The organism is Streptomyces spiralis (genome assembly GCF_014654675.1).
Classification (GTDB): Bacteria; Actinomycetota; Actinomycetes; order Streptomycetales; family Streptomycetaceae; genus Streptomyces; species Streptomyces spiralis.
Genome location: NZ_BNBC01000004.1, coordinates 43181 through 56823, shown reverse-complemented (window position 1 = coordinate 56823; position 13643 = coordinate 43181). Strand labels below are relative to the sequence as shown.

The window sequence follows — 13643 nt, the reverse complement described above, 5'->3', positions numbered from 1 at the left end:
GCGCCGTCGACTGCGGCCAGGAGGATCAGAACGGCAGCCTTCGGAGCATCCGCGGCGGCGGATGCTGCGAGGAGGAAGGCGTGCCGGAACATGGGGTAGATCATTGCCGAGACCGCGCCGCGGGTCGAATGCTTTTCGGTGCGCGGGGAGGTTGACGGGGCCTCAGGGGCTCATGATGTGTGCCCGGGACACTCATGAGACGATCCATGCGGCGATCAGAGACACCGGTCGGTTAATGTCACCAGATGCTCGATGCCACCACCCGCTCTGGGGGCACCGCCGCGGTCTCTCCCCGGGCCGCCGTCACGGAGCCGGCCCTCGCCGTTCCCGCGTCCGCGCCGGTTCCGCTCACCCTGACCACCCGCTGCGCGAGAGCGCTGCTGTCACCCTGGTCGCGGCTGTCGCTGCTGCTGATGCTGCTCGCGGCGTCCGGTGCCTGCGTGCTCCTCTTCCAGCCGCAGCGACTGCTGGCGCACGGCTGGCCGCCGCAGCTGGGCGGGGCCGCGGCGGCGGCGGTGTTCGCGGTGGCGTACGGCCTGTGCACGGTCGCGTTCGTGCCGCGGCCGCTGCTGAACCTCGCCGCGGGCGCCCTGTTCGGCTCGCAGTTCGGACTCGCGGCGGCGCTGGCCGGTACGGTGCTGGGCGCCGGGGTGGCCTTCGGACTGGGCCGGGTGCTGGGTCAGGACGCGCTGCGGCCGCTGCTGCGCGGCCGGCTGCTGAAGGCGGCGGACGGGCAGCTCAGCCGGCACGGTTTTCGCTCGATGCTGGCGGCCCGGCTGTTCCCTGGGGTGCCGTTCTGGGCGGCGAACTACTGCGCCGCCGTCTCGCGTATGGGCTGGCCCGCGTTCCTGCTGGCGACGGCGCTCGGCTCGGTCCCGAACACGGCCGCCTACGTCGTCGCGGGCGCCCGCGCCGCCGCACCGACGTCCCCGGCCTTCCTGATCGCGATGGCCTGCATCGCCGTACCGGCGCTGGCCGGCGCGGTGGTGGCCTGGCGCAAGCGGCACCATCTGCGCGGGCATCGCGGGCCCACCGCGTAGCGGCCCGCCGCGGGAAAGCTCCGGTCCGGCGCGGCACGACCCCGCGGGGGCGACGGCGGCGCGGACGCCAAGTGCCGTAAAGAGACGGTAAAGCCCCGGTGGTGTTCCGGTCATGTCGGGGCGCTACGCTGCGGTCTCCGACCTCCCGACCGGCGCTTGGACTGTCGAACTTCCATGTCTTGGTTTGAATCCCTCGTTCTCGGACTCGTCCAGGGGCTGACCGAGTTCCTCCCCGTCTCCTCCAGTGCGCATCTGCGGCTGACCGCGGCGTTCTCGGGCTGGAAGGACCCGGGGGCGGCCTTCACTGCGATCACCCAGATCGGCACCGAGTCGGCCGTCCTGATCTACTTCCGCAAGGACATCGGCCGGATCCTCGCCGCGTGGTCCCGCTCGCTCGCCGACAGGACGATGCGCAAGGATCCCGACGCCCGCATGGGCTGGCTGGTGATCGTCGGCTCGATCCCGATCGGGGTGCTCGGCCTGACGCTCAAGGACCAGATCGAGGGGCCGTTCCGGGATCTGCGGGTCACCGCGACGATGCTCGTCGTGGTCGGCGCGGTCATCGGCATCGCCGACCGGCTGGCGGCGCGGGACGAGAAGGGCGGCCGGCACCGAGCGCCCAAGCGGCGCAAGGCCCTTGAGGACCTGGGCGTCAAGGACGGCCTGATCTACGGCTGTTGCCAGGCGATGGCCCTGGTACCAGGTGTCTCCCGCTCCGGCGCCACCATCAGCGGCGGGCTGTTCATGGGCTACCGGCGGGATGCGGCGGCCCGTTACTCCTTCCTGCTGGCCGTCCCGGCCGTACTGGCCTCCGGCGCCTTCGAGTTGAAGGACGCGCTGGAGAGCGACCATGTGGCATGGGGACCGACGCTGTTCGCCACGGTGATCGCCTTCGCGTCCGGATACGCGGTCATCGCGTGGTTCATGAAGTACATCTCCACCAGGAGCTTCATGCCGTTCGTGTGGTACCGGGTGGCGCTGGGGATCGTCATCGTCGCGCTGGTGACGGCCGGTGTGCTCAGCCCGCACGCGGCCGAGTCCGCCGGCTGAGCGGACGGTCACCGGGCGGGGCCGCGCTGACCGGCTTCCCGCGGTTCGCGTAGCCGTCCGGTAGCGCAGCGTCAGTGCATGGCCCTAGGCTTGTGGCCATGTTCCCCGATTCCATGGCCCGTGGTTCCGTGCGGTCCGCCGCCGAGCTGAACGAGCAGATCCGGGCGCTCTGGCTGCGTTCGGGCGGGTCCCTGTCGGCCCGGGAGCGCGCGGAGTACGAGCTGCTGGTGGTCGAGTGGGCCGCCGCCATCCGAGAGAAGGTGATCGAGGCGGCGTAAGTCCCCGACAGCCGCCTCCGGACCGCCCCCAGCGCCCTTGATGGCCGCCGCCGGCACCCTCGATGGCTGCCGCCGGCGGCCTCACGGCCGTCCTCCTCAGCGCCCGCCGGACACCCGCAGTACGGCTCCCGACGCGTAGGAGGCGTCGGGCGACATCAGCCAGGCCACGGCCGCGGCGATCTCCTCCGCCCGGCCCGGCCGGCGCAGGGGGATCGTGCCGGCGGCGCGCCGGGCCCGGTCCGGGTCGCCCATCGCCGCGTGGATCTCGGTGTCGATCACGCCGGGCGCGACCGCGTTGACGCGGATGCCGTCCGGGCCGAGTTCCTTGGCGAGCCCCAGCGTCAGGGCGTCCACGGCCGCCTTGGCCGCCGCGTAGTGGACGTACTCGCCGGGGCTGCCGAGCGTGGCCGCCGCGGACGACACGTTCACGATCACGCCGTTGCCCCGGGGCGCCATGAGCTGGGCGGCACGGCGGGAGCACAGCAGCGTGCCGAGGAGGTTGACGTCCACGACCCGGCGCAGGTCGGCGGTGTCCGTGTCGGCAAGCCGGCCCAGCGGTCCGGTCACCCCGGCGTTGTTCACCAGCCCCGTCACCGGGCCGAGCCGCTCCTCCGCCGTGGCGAAGAGCCGCTCGACGTCCGCCTCCACCGAGGTGTCCATCCGCACGGTGACGCTGCGCGCCCCGCACTCCAGCACCTCGTCCGCGACGGCCTCCGCGGCCCGCGTGTCGTTGACGTACCCCACCACCACGTCGTGCCCGTCGGCCGCCAGCCGACGACAGATCGCGGCGCCGATACCCCGGCTGCCGCCGGTGACGACGGTGACAAGACGCTTCATATGATCATCCTAGGCCCGCAGATGCCCGAGCACCTCGTCGGGCAGCGGACACGGCCGCTCGTCGGGAAACGACGCGCCCGCCCGCCCCATCTCACCCGAACGGACCAGCGCACGGACCTCGGCGGCGAGCGCAGCCCTCACCGATCACGCCCCCTCCGACGCCTGGGCCGGAGCCGGTCCAGTCCGGTCAGGCCTCGCCGCCGCCATCGCGGCCCTGACCGGTCCGGCGGGTCCACAGGGACAGATCACTGCTCGTCGCAACGGCGAGGGTCCGACCCGAGGGAGAGAACCCGACGGCGCGGAGCTCGGAGTGGTCGGCGTGGAAGATGTGCCACCAGCGCTCCCCGTACGGACCGGAGTGGGGCAACCCGCCGTCGCGGGACAGCAGCACCCGATCATTCGGCCAGGCCGGCGTGACGACCTCCAGAAGCCAACTGTCCGCGGTGGTGGTGTGAAGCCCTCCGCCGAAGAGCCCGGCGATATGCACCCGGCTCCCCGCGACCGGTCCCAATCCAGGGCATGTCAGATCGACAGTCGCGTCGGGGGTGCTGTCCTCCGGAGCGGGATCGCGGTCCCGGGCGATCTTCTCCCCCGTGACGGCATCGAAGAGACCGTGGCCGTCATGCGATACGACCATCACCAGGTCGTGGCCGCTGTCGGGATGCGTCGTGAAGCCGATGCCGAGGAGTCCGCCGACAGGGACGCAGGGCTCGAGAACAGGCTGCCAGGGCGCCGGCGCGGGCACCACAGGAGCGGCGAGAAGCCGGTCCCGCAGAGCCTTCTGGTAGGCGGAGAGCTCCGGTTCACCCACGGGCCGCTCAACCTGGGGCGCCTTCTTGGTCAACTTCATCACCGCTCCATGATCCACGCCACGAGCACGATGCCATGGTCGGCCGGATGTGCGAGGCCGGCATCACTGGATAGAGTCGTCGTATTACAACTGGTTGTGGGGACAACCAGCGTGCCTTGGGGAGGGCCTGCAACACATGAGTCGTCGCTCTAATGGCTTGGTCGGCGTCTGGGCTGAGATGCAGAGGCAGCAGCAGCGCCAGATGGAGGCCGAGGCCCGACGACGGAGACAAGAAGCGCAGCAGGCACGTGCCTATCAACGGCGAGCTGCTCAGAGTCACCGAGAGTACCGGCAGGCCGAGGCACTACGCCGCACCGAGGAACTCGACGCGCAGGTCACGGCACTGCAAGGTCTTCTCGCCTCGGGTTCTCTGGCTCCGGCCTTCAGGGCGTCCTCCCTGATGCGCGCCGAAGAGGTCGAGCCCTTCTCCCCGGGACCGTTGGCGCAGCCCGTCCCCATGCCGGACTTCGCTCACTACCAGGCCCAGGGCGGGTGGACCGCCGGCCGCCGGGCTCAGGCACAGGCGGAGGCTCGGGCGCGCTTCGAGAGGGACTGGCACGCGGCCCAGGCAGCGGAGGCACAGCGACAGCAGCAATTGGCGGCGTACCAGCGGGAGTACCAGCAGTGGGCCGATGCCCGGCTGGCCGAGGTGCGGCGGCACAACGCCGGCGTCGTCGAACTGACCGAAGGGGTGAGGCGCCGCGATCCCGACTCGGTGGTCGAGTACTTCTCGGCCGCCCTCTACGCCTCGGCTGCGTGGCCGGAGGATTTCCCACGTCGGGTGGCGGCGGCCTATGACCCGGCAGCCGGCCAGTTGGTGCTGGACTGGGAACTGCCGTCCTACGGCGTCGTACCCGAGGCCAAGTCTGTTCGATACATGCCCAGCACAGACCAGGACAAGGAGACTCCCCGCCCGGTAGGTCAACGCCGAGCCCTGTACCGGGAGGTTCTCGCGCAGTGCATGCTGCTCGTCCTGCACGAACTCTTCGCCGCGGATGAGCCGGGCGCGCTCGACTCCGTCGTCCTGAACGGGTTCGTCGACGGGCATGACCCCACGACGGGCCGGCCGGGCCACATCCACCTGGCGACCGTCATGGCTCCGCGCGCGACGTTCCGCGACCTGCACTTGGCCCGGGTGGACGCCGGCGGCTGTCTGACCGAGGCACTGCGTGGGCAGCTGTCGGCTCGTCCCGACCAGCTCACACCTGTGCGGCCGAGCCGCCGGCCGCAGGAGGTCGGGAACCGTGTGGTCACGCACGGCAGCGACGAGGAACCCGATCTGTACGACATGGATCCGATCGCCTTCGAAGGCCTCGTTGCCGACCTCTTCCGGGCCATGGGGATGCAGGCGGTCACAACCCAGCGCTCGAACGACGGCGGGGTGGACGTCGACGCACTGGATCCGGCACCGATCCGAGGCGGCAAGATCGTCGTACAGGTGAAGCGCTACCGCAACACGGTGCCGCCCACCGCGGTGCGCGACCTGTACGGGACCGTGCAGGACGCCGGCGCCAACAAAGGTGTCCTCGTGACGACGTCGAAGTTCGGTCCCAGCTCGCACACCTTCGCCAACGGCAAGCCGCTCGAACTGATCTCGGGAACCGAACTCGTCGACCTGCTGCATCGTCATGGGCTGCGCGGGCGCCTGGGCGACGGTGTCCCACAGGCCGGAGCGCAGCCGACGCCGACCGTTACGGACACTCGCCTGCCCGCCGACTACAACATCCTGGGCATGTCGTGGACCGGGAGCGTAGCGCTGGACGTGTGTGCTCTCGTCTGCCGTGGCAACCGCGTCCTCAGCGACGATCACTTCGTCTTCTTCAACAACCCGCGGACACCTGACGGCTCCGTGCGCGCCCTCCCGGCCACCGCACCCGACAAGGCCGCGATCTGCGTCTCCTTCGACGCGTTGCCGGCCGAGGCCGACCGGTTCGTACTGGTGGCCGCCGTCGATCCGGAGGCCGACCCGGACGCCGACCTCTCCGGCTTCACGGATGCCTGCATCCGCCTGCTCGACCCGTCGCTGGCCGAGCTGGGACGGCTGGAGGTCTCCGACGGGCGGCCACGCGAGACCGCCTTGGTGCTCGGCTCCTTCCGCCACAGGTCGAACGGGGACTGGGACTTCGTCCTGGGCGGCAAGGGGTACACGGGCGGCCTGGAGGAGCTCGTTCAGGATTTCGGCGTCGAGGTGGAGTAGCGCCGCCGTCCGTCGCCGGGCGGAGGAGGCGGCCTGGGCGGGAGCGGTTCGAGCCCGCACACTGGAGCCGCCCGCCCGGACAGGTGGAGGCGTCCAAGGGGTAGGCGGGGGAAGGAGGGCGTTGTTCCATGCAGAGGTTCGACCGCTGGCTCGGCTCCCCGTGGCGGCGTTCGGTGCTCGCCGCGCTCGCGGGGGCCCTGCCCATGTTCGCCTTTCCCGCGCCGTCGCTGTGGTGGTTCGCCTACGTGGCGCTGGTGCCGTGGATCCTGCTCGCCCGCTGCGCTCCGACCGGGCGTCGGGCGGTCTGCGACGGCTGGTTCGGCGGGCTGGGCTTCATGCTGGCCGTGCACCACTGGCTGCTGCCCAGTCTGCATGTGTTCACGCTGGTGCTCGCGGCGCTGCTCGGTGCCCTGTGGGGGCCCTGGGGGTGGCTGGTGCGGCGGTTCCTGGCCGGTCTGCCCTCGCCGGGGCGGTGCGCGGCGGCGCTCGTCGTGCTGCCGTCCGGCTGGCTGGCGGTCGAGCTCGTACGGTCCTGGCAGGGGCTGGGCGGCCCCTGGGGGATGCTCGGTGCCAGTCAGTGGCAGGTCGCGCCGGCGCTGCGGCTGGCCTCCGTCGGCGGGGTGTGGCTGCTGAGCTTCCTGGTGGTGGCGGTCAACGTCGCCGTCACCGTGCTCGTCGCGGTCCGTGCGGCCCGGGTGCCGGCCCTGGCCGGGCTGGTGGCCACGGCGGCGGCGACCTCGGCGGCCTGGGTGTGGGCGCCGCGCCCCGACGTCGACGGCCACGTCCGCATAGCCGTCGTACAGCCGGGTCTGGTCGACGGCACGGAGAGCGGTCAGCGGCGCTTCGACCGTGAGGAGCAGCTGACCCGCTCCCTGGTGGGGCAGCACGTCGATCTGGTCGTCTGGGGCGAGTCCAGCGTCGGCTTCGACCTGACCCAGCGGCCGGACCTGGCGCGGCGGATCGCCGCGCTCTCCCGTGAGGTGGGCGCCGACGTGCTGGTCAACGTGGACGCCCGGCGCGCCGACCGGCCGGGCATCTACAAGAGTTCCGTGCTCGTCGGCCCGAACGGTCCGACCGGTGACCGCTACGACAAGATGCGGCTCGTGCCGTTCGGCGAGTACATTCCGGCGCGCTCCGTGCTCGGCTGGGCGACCTCCGTCGGCAAGGCCGCGGGCGAGGACCGCAGGCGCGGCAGCGAGCAGGTGGTGATGGACGTGGGCCACGGGCTGCGGGTCGGCCCGCTGGTCTGCTTCGAGACGGCGTTCCCGGACATGAGCCGGCACCTGGCGCGGGACGGCGCCGGGGTGCTGCTCGCCCAGTCGTCGACCTCCACGTTCCAGCACAGCTGGGCTCCCGAGCAGCACGCCTCGCTCGGCGCGCTGCGGGCCGCCGAGACGGGGCGGCCCATGGTGCACGCCACGCTGACCGGGGTGTCGGCCGTCTACGGCCCCAGCGGGCAGCGCGTCGGCCCCTGGCTCGGTACGGACGCGAGCACGACCGAGGTCTACGACGTGCCGACCGCGCACGGCGTCACCCCGTACGTCCGCTACGGCGACTGGCCGGTGCACGCGGCACTGCTGGTACTGGCCGCGTTCTGCGTGACGCAGGGGGCGCGGGCGCTCAGGCCGCGCCGGAGCGCTCCAGCACCGTCCGCACCACCCGCTCGCACAGTTCGTGCGTCTCCAGCGCGTCACGGGCACTGAGCACCTTGCCCGCGCGCACCGCGTCGAGGAAGGACAGCACGGCCTGTTCGATCCCGCGCTGCCGGGCGACCGGCACCCAGTCGCCGCGCCGGCGCACGGTCGGCTGGCCCTTGTGGTCGATGGTCTCGGCCAGGTTGACCACCTGGCGCTTGGTGTCCTGCCCGGAGACCTCCAGGATCTCCTCGGTCGAGCCGCTGAGCCGGTTCATCACGCCGAGCGCGGTGAACCCGTCGCCGGCGAGCTGCAGCACGACGTGGTGCAGCAGTCCGTCGCGCATCCGGCCGCGCACGGTGATGTCGTCCACCGGGCCCGGAACCAGGAACCTCAGCGTGTCCACGACGTGGACGAAGTCGTCGAGGATCATCGTGCGCGGCTCCTCGGGCAGCCCGACGCGGTTCTTCTGCATCAGGATCAGCTCGCGCGGATGGTCGGCGCACTGCGCGTAGGCGGGGGCGTGGCGCCGGTTGAACCCGACCATGAGGGAGACGTTCCGCTCCTCGGCGAGCGCGACCAGGCGTGCGGAGTCGGTGAAATCGTAGGCGAGCGGCTTGTCGACGTAGGTCGCCACGCCCGCCTCCAGCAGCCGGGTGACGATCTCGGGGTGGACGGCGGTGGGGGCGTGCACGAAGGCGGCGTCGAGGTCCTGGGCCAGAAGGTCGTCCAGGGTCGGGTGCCGGCGGTCGGCGGGCAGGTGCAGGGTGTCGGCGACGTGCTGGAGCGTCGCGGGCGTCCGGGTCTGCAGATGCAGGTCGATCCCGGGCTGGGTGCCGAGCACCGGCAGGTACGCCTTCTGCGCGATGTCGCCCAGTCCGATGCAGCCGACCTTCACGTGCTCTCCCTCATCGCTCGCCTGTTCCCACGGTTCCCGTGTGCACGGCAGCATACGGCGACTGGGGAGGCCGCCAGTCGGCGATGCCGTCGAAACCGCGCAGCAGCAGCTCCGGCCGGGCCTTGGACAGCGCGGCGATCAGCGTGTTCCGTACGGCCATCGCGGCGCGGTTGCTCATCATGTTCGCGCGGGCCACGCGCACCGCCTGGCGGGCGATGGCGGTGGTGCGGGGCAGCCGGGCCGCGGTGTAGGCGGCGAGGTCGTCGGCGTGGTGGGCGAGGACGACGGCGTCCTCGACGGCCTGGTTGCCGCCCTGGCCGAGGGTCGGCGGCATGGCGTGCGCCGCGTCGCCGAGGAGGGCGACCCGGCCGCGGTGGTAGGCGGGCAGCGGCTCGGCGATGTGGTGGACGTCGTGGCGGAGCACGTCCTCGGGCCGGGCGGCGGCGAGTACGGCGGGGATCGGCTCGTGCCAGTGGCCGAAGCGGCGCAGGAGTTCCGCCCGCTCGTCGTCGGCCGCCTGCTGCCCGGCGGGTGTCATGGCGGCGGCGTAGGCGTACACCCGGCCGTCCTTGAGCGGGTGTGTGCCCCACAGACAGCCCCTGCCCCAGGTCTCGTGGGAGGCGAACTCGACCCCCGGGACGGGGATCACGACGCGCCAGGTGGTGAATCCGGAGTAGACGGTCCCGGGATGGCCGGGGAACAGCGTCCGGCGGGCCGCGGAGTTGATCCCGTCGGCGGCCACGACCAGGTCGGCCTCCAGCTCGCCGTCGGGGGTGCGCACGCGGGCGGGGCGGTGGTCGTCGCCGGGGTCGGTGAGGCTCGCGGCGGCGGTCGTGCGGACGGTCTCGGGCGGCAGGAGTCCGGCCAGGCTGTCGATCAGCGTGGCGCGGTGCAGCAGGACGAGGGGGCCGCCGAACCGCCGGGCCGCCGCGGCGGCGTCGGTCCGGGTGAGCCAGCGGCCGTCCGGCGTACGCAGCCCTCCCCGACTCTCGGCTGCGCTCGAGCGGGCGGTATCCCCACCGCCCTGCCAGGCGGCCAGGTCGCGGATCCGGTCGCCGATGCCGAGGACGTCCAGGGCGCGCAGGGCGTTCGGCGAGAGCGAGATGGCCGCGCCGACGGGTTCCAGTGAGCGGGCCCGCTCCAGCACGGTGACCTGCCGGCCGGTCCGGTGCAGGGCCGCGGCGGCGGCGAGGCCTCCGATGCCGCCGCCGATGACGACGACGCGCGAGGGACGGGACGGGGACATGACTCCTCCAGCACAACGAGACTACACCTGTAGTGCGGCAACGGCTCGAAGATACTACGGATGTAGTGGCGGACGCACTACGGGCGTAGTGAAGCGCGCGGTGAGGTGCACTACGGGCGTAGTCGCCGGGTAGGTTGACCCTCATGTCCGCAGCTCCAGCCCCAGCGAACGTCTCGCGCGCCGATCGCGTGGCCGACGCCGCTCTCGCCCTGCTCGCCGAGCGCGGGATGCGCGGCCTGACACACCGGGCGGTCGACGAGGCGGCCGGCCTGCCGCAGGGCTCGACGTCGAACCTCGCGCGCACCCGCCAGGCCCTGCTCGACCTGGCGGTGCGACGGCTGGCCGAGCGGGAGGCACGGGTGCTGGCGCCGCACGAGCTGCCGGACCCACGGACCGGCGGCCTCGACTCGCTGGTGGACGGGCTGACACTGGCCACGCACCGCGCGCTGACCCGGAACCGCGAACTGACCCTCGCCCGCTACGAGCTGGCCCTGGAGGCGACCCGCCGTCCTGAACTGCGCTCCCACTTCGACGCGGCGGGCGCCTACTTCCGCGAGCAGCTCGGCGCACTGGTCACGGCGATGGGTTCAGCCGAGCCGGACCGGCATGTGCTGTCCCTGATCGCCTGGGCGGACGGGCTGATGTTCTCGTGCGTGGCCGGCACCTTCCACGCCCGCGTGCCGGAGCTCGACGAGGTGCGGGCGAGCCTGCGGGAGCTGCTGGAGGGGATGTTCGGCGCCCGATGACTCGAAGCCGGACGGTCCGGCGCCGGAAAAGGCATGGTGTGACGGCGCCGGGCTGCGCCAGGATCGGGGCATGACGACGGAGGAACGCCGAGAGCCCGCCCTGGACGCCGACGAACGCACCATGCTGGAAGGCTGGTTGGACTACCACCGGCAGACGCTGGCGTGGAAGTGCCAGGGCCTGACCGACGAACAGCTGCGGACCGCGTCCGCCGAGCCGTCCGACCTGTGTTTGATGGGACTGGTGCGGCACATGGCCGAGGTGGAACGGCACTGGTTCCGCGCCGTGCTGGCGGGAGAGGAACCGGGGCCGATCTACTACAGCGAGCAGGACCCCGACGGCGACTTCCACGTCACCGAGAAGGACACCTGGGCCGAGGCGTACGCCACCTGGCAGGCCGAGATCGAGGCCGCCCGGCGCAGCGCCGCCGGCATCGGCCTGGACGAGTTGTCCCAGCGCCACGACAGGCGCACCGACAAGCCGTTCAACCTGCGGTGGATCTACACCCACATGATCGAGGAGTACGCCCGCCACAACGGCCACGCCGACCTGCTCCGCGAGCGCCTGGACGGGACGACCGGGGACTGAGCGAACGGCGTCCGACCGATGCGCCCGGCGGCGCCGACCGGGGACGTCACCCGCGCGTGGCGCCCGCACCCCCTACGGGGCCGGAGATCACCCGTGAGGGGCATCCTGGACCCGTCCCCCGGCCGGCGAGGGCCCGGACCCAGCAGAGTTGCCCGGGTGCATCGAACGACGACCACCGCAACGCTCCTGGTCACCGTGGCCGTCGCGGCCCTCACCGGCTGTGTCACGGTCCAGCGGCCGCCCGTGTCCGGCCCGGCGGCGACTCCCTCCCCACCCCTGGCCCCGCGCCCGGACGGCAGCGCCGCACCACGGCAGGTCCAGGCACCCCCGCAGGAGGCCCTGGAACGCGTCGGAACGCCCGGATCCCCGCACCCGACCGCACAACAGGACACCCCGACACACCCCCCTGCGCCCCCGCACTCCTCCGCGACCCCCGAGCCGCCCGATCCACAGCCGCAACCCCGCAAACCGCGCTCCCCCGCCCACCACCACTTCCACGAGCGGCACCCGGGTCCCCGGCACCAGCATCCGCCACGGACACCGCACGCCGAAGGCCCCTCCGGCACCCACTCGGCACCGAGAGACCCCGGCGTCTGCGCCCTCGGCAAGCAGTACGGCGGCTGGCGCCCGGACAGCCCCGAGGCGCGCATCTGCGGCCAGACATACGGCCGTTGAGACCTTGAGACCCTCAGAACGCCGGACAGCCGGACGGCGTACTAGAACCGCCGGCGAGGCGGCCCGTCGGGTTCCTCCCCGGGGCCGGAGGGATCGCCCTCGCCCAGCCGCAGTTCCATCCGGTGGATCGCCGCACGGACTCCGTCACCGTAACTGTCGTCGGCGAGGGCGTCGGCCGCACCACGGGCGCGGAGGAGATGGCTGCGGGCCGCCTCGCAGCGGTCCAGCTTCACGTAGTCGGCGGCGAGGTTCAGATGGAGGGACGGGTAGAGGGCGCGGGCCGCCGGCGCGCCCTCGTGCTCGGCGAGCCGGTCGTCCGTGAGCTCCTCCGCCGCCGACAGCGCTCTGAGGTCCCAGGCCAGTTCGTCGGAGGGGTCGTCCTGGGTGTCCGCCATGTAGTGGGCCAGCGTGCAGCGGTGCAGCGGATCGCCGTCCTCGCCGATCTCGCGCCACAGATCGAGGAGCCGCAACCGTGCCTCCTCACGGTCCCCGGCGTGGTGCAGCATGATGCACTGCCCGATCCGCGTCAGCACGGCGTCCGACGCCGCCTGCTCCTGTCGTTCCGTCACCACGGCCTCCAGCGCTGTCCCCGACCCGACTCCCCCGACGTTAGGGCCCAACCGGCCGAAACCCACCGAAGACGCGGGCCCGGCACCCCACATCCGGCGATCCGGGCAGACACCGCGGGCTTGCCGGGGACCCGTTTGCGGCCGACGTCCGCAGGATTCGCGCCACCGCCCGAGCCGCATCCGCAGCTCGACGCGGCCACCCCTGACACAGGCCCCGCCCGGCCGGCCCTCCCGCGCCCGTTCCGGCACCCCGGGACTCCCGGGCCCCGGACCCCACGCCCGGCCGGCTCTCCCCCGCCCCGGCCCCCGCCCGGCTCTCAGCCCAGGTTCGGAATGCGCCAGTCGATCGGGGTGTGGCCCTGGTGGGCCACCGCCTCGTTGATCTGGGTGAAGGGGCGGGAGCCGAAGAACTTCTTCGCCGAGAGCGGCGAGGGGTGCGCGCCCTTGACGACCACGTGCCGGGTCTCGTCGATCAGGGGGAGCTTCTTCTGGGCGTAGTTGCCCCACAGGACGAACACCGCCGGGTCGGGCCGGCCGGCCACCGCGCGGATCACGGCGTCGGTGAACTTCTCCCAGCCGCGCCCCTTGTGGGAGTTGGCCTCGCCGCCGCGGACCGTCAGCACCGCGTTCAGCAGGAGTACGCCCTGCTCGGCCCACGGCATGAGGTAGCCGTTGTCCGGGACCGGCGTGCCCAGCTCCTCGTGCATCTCCTTGTAGATGTTGCGCAGCGAGGGCGGGATCCGCACCCCGGGGCGCACCGAGAAGCACAGGCCGTGACCCTGTCCCTCGCCGTGGTACGGGTCCTGCCCGAGGATCAGCACCTTGACCTTGTCGTACGGCGTGGCGTCCAGCGCGGCGAAGACCTCCTCGCGCGGCGGATACACGGGACCCTTCGCCCGCTCTTCCTCGACGAACTCGGTCAGCTCCTTGAAGTACGGCTGCTGCAGTTCGTCGGCCAGAACCCCGCGCCAGGACTCGGGCAGCATGGCGATGTCGGTCACGTCAACGTCCTCACGATGTGCGGTCACTTCCAGGCC

15 protein-coding genes are annotated in these 13643 nt (G+C 72.4%); 8 read left to right on the top strand and 7 right to left on the bottom strand.

Features of this window, described 5'->3' with window-relative positions:
- Positions 1 to 245: 245 nt before the first annotated feature.
- The 3 genes from IE318_RS06100 (at position 246) to IE318_RS06090 (ending at position 2368) form a co-directional block, all read left to right on the top strand.
- Entirely contained in the window at positions 246 to 1040 is a 795-nt protein-coding gene (locus IE318_RS06100) for a TVP38/TMEM64 family protein (protein WP_189897303.1), read from the top strand.
- Between the two features lie 174 nt (positions 1041 to 1214).
- A complete protein-coding gene (locus tag IE318_RS06095) occupies positions 1215 to 2090 on the top strand; it encodes an undecaprenyl-diphosphate phosphatase (protein WP_189897301.1) in 876 nt (291 codons plus the stop codon).
- Positions 2091 to 2188: 98 nt separating this feature from the next.
- Positions 2189 to 2368: a hypothetical protein gene (locus tag IE318_RS06090; RefSeq protein ID WP_030177659.1), complete on the top strand. Its 180-nt coding sequence runs from the start codon at positions 2189 to 2191 to the stop codon at positions 2366 to 2368.
- A gap of 96 nt (positions 2369 to 2464) precedes the next feature.
- On the opposite strand, the gene IE318_RS06085 is transcribed toward IE318_RS06090, so the two are convergent.
- Genes IE318_RS06085 through IE318_RS06080 form a run of 3 tightly spaced genes read right to left on the bottom strand, consistent with a single transcriptional unit; the run spans position 2465 to position 4055 of the window.
- On the bottom strand, positions 2465 to 3205 hold the full coding sequence (locus IE318_RS06085; RefSeq protein ID WP_030177658.1) for an SDR family NAD(P)-dependent oxidoreductase: 741 nt from the start codon (positions 3203 to 3205) through the stop codon (positions 2465 to 2467).
- Positions 3206 to 3214: 9 nt separating this feature from the next.
- Positions 3215 to 3346 carry a hypothetical protein gene (locus IE318_RS46100; RefSeq protein ID WP_268256730.1) on the bottom strand — a complete coding sequence of 44 codons (132 nt, stop codon included), beginning with the start codon at positions 3344 to 3346 and terminating at the stop codon, positions 3215 to 3217.
- Positions 3347 to 3392: 46 nt separating this feature from the next.
- Entirely contained in the window at positions 3393 to 4055 is a 663-nt protein-coding gene (locus IE318_RS06080) for a hypothetical protein (protein ID WP_189897299.1), read from the bottom strand.
- Between the two features lie 136 nt (positions 4056 to 4191).
- On the opposite strand from IE318_RS06080, the gene IE318_RS06075 reads away from it, so the two are divergent.
- Positions 4192 to 6252, top strand: coding sequence for a restriction endonuclease (locus tag IE318_RS06075; RefSeq protein WP_189897700.1), 2061 nt, complete (start codon positions 4192 to 4194; stop codon positions 6250 to 6252).
- Positions 6253 to 6380: 128 nt separating this feature from the next.
- Entirely contained in the window at positions 6381 to 7955 is a 1575-nt protein-coding gene (gene lnt / locus IE318_RS06070; RefSeq protein WP_189897298.1) for an apolipoprotein N-acyltransferase, read from the top strand.
- On the opposite strand, the gene IE318_RS06065 is transcribed toward lnt, so the two are convergent.
- Positions 7873 to 8784: a Gfo/Idh/MocA family protein gene (locus IE318_RS06065; protein ID WP_189897294.1), complete on the bottom strand. Its 912-nt coding sequence runs from the start codon at positions 8782 to 8784 to the stop codon at positions 7873 to 7875. The two genes, lnt and IE318_RS06065, sit on opposite strands and share 83 nt — an antisense overlap.
- A gap of 10 nt (positions 8785 to 8794) precedes the next feature.
- Positions 8795 to 10030: an FAD-dependent monooxygenase gene (locus IE318_RS06060; RefSeq protein ID WP_189897292.1), complete on the bottom strand. Its 1236-nt coding sequence runs from the start codon at positions 10028 to 10030 to the stop codon at positions 8795 to 8797.
- A gap of 143 nt (positions 10031 to 10173) precedes the next feature.
- Between IE318_RS06060 and IE318_RS06055 the strand changes: the two genes are divergently transcribed.
- From IE318_RS06055 to IE318_RS06045, 3 genes are all read left to right on the top strand, one after another.
- Positions 10174 to 10776, top strand: a complete 603-nt coding sequence (locus tag IE318_RS06055; RefSeq protein WP_189897289.1) for a TetR/AcrR family transcriptional regulator — start codon at positions 10174 to 10176, stop codon at positions 10774 to 10776.
- Positions 10777 to 10846: 70 nt separating this feature from the next.
- Positions 10847 to 11362: a DinB family protein gene (locus tag IE318_RS06050; protein ID WP_189897287.1), complete on the top strand. Its 516-nt coding sequence runs from the start codon at positions 10847 to 10849 to the stop codon at positions 11360 to 11362.
- A 156-nt stretch (positions 11363 to 11518) separates the two neighbouring features.
- Positions 11519 to 12037 carry a hypothetical protein gene (locus IE318_RS06045; protein ID WP_189897286.1) on the top strand — a complete coding sequence of 173 codons (519 nt, stop codon included), beginning with the start codon at positions 11519 to 11521 and terminating at the stop codon, positions 12035 to 12037.
- 41 nt (positions 12038 to 12078) lie between these two features.
- Here the strand turns inward: IE318_RS06045 and IE318_RS06040 are convergent, their stop codons facing one another.
- Together IE318_RS06040 and ung are read right to left on the bottom strand one after the other, a co-directional pair.
- The gene (locus tag IE318_RS06040) at positions 12079 to 12606 is read right to left on the bottom strand and encodes a hypothetical protein (RefSeq protein ID WP_030177650.1); all 528 of its coding nucleotides are present in this window, start codon (positions 12604 to 12606) and stop codon (positions 12079 to 12081) included.
- A gap of 317 nt (positions 12607 to 12923) precedes the next feature.
- Positions 12924 to 13607 carry a uracil-DNA glycosylase gene (gene ung / locus IE318_RS06035; protein ID WP_030177648.1) on the bottom strand — a complete coding sequence of 228 codons (684 nt, stop codon included), beginning with the start codon at positions 13605 to 13607 and terminating at the stop codon, positions 12924 to 12926.
- Positions 13608 to 13643: the final 36 nt, after the last annotated feature.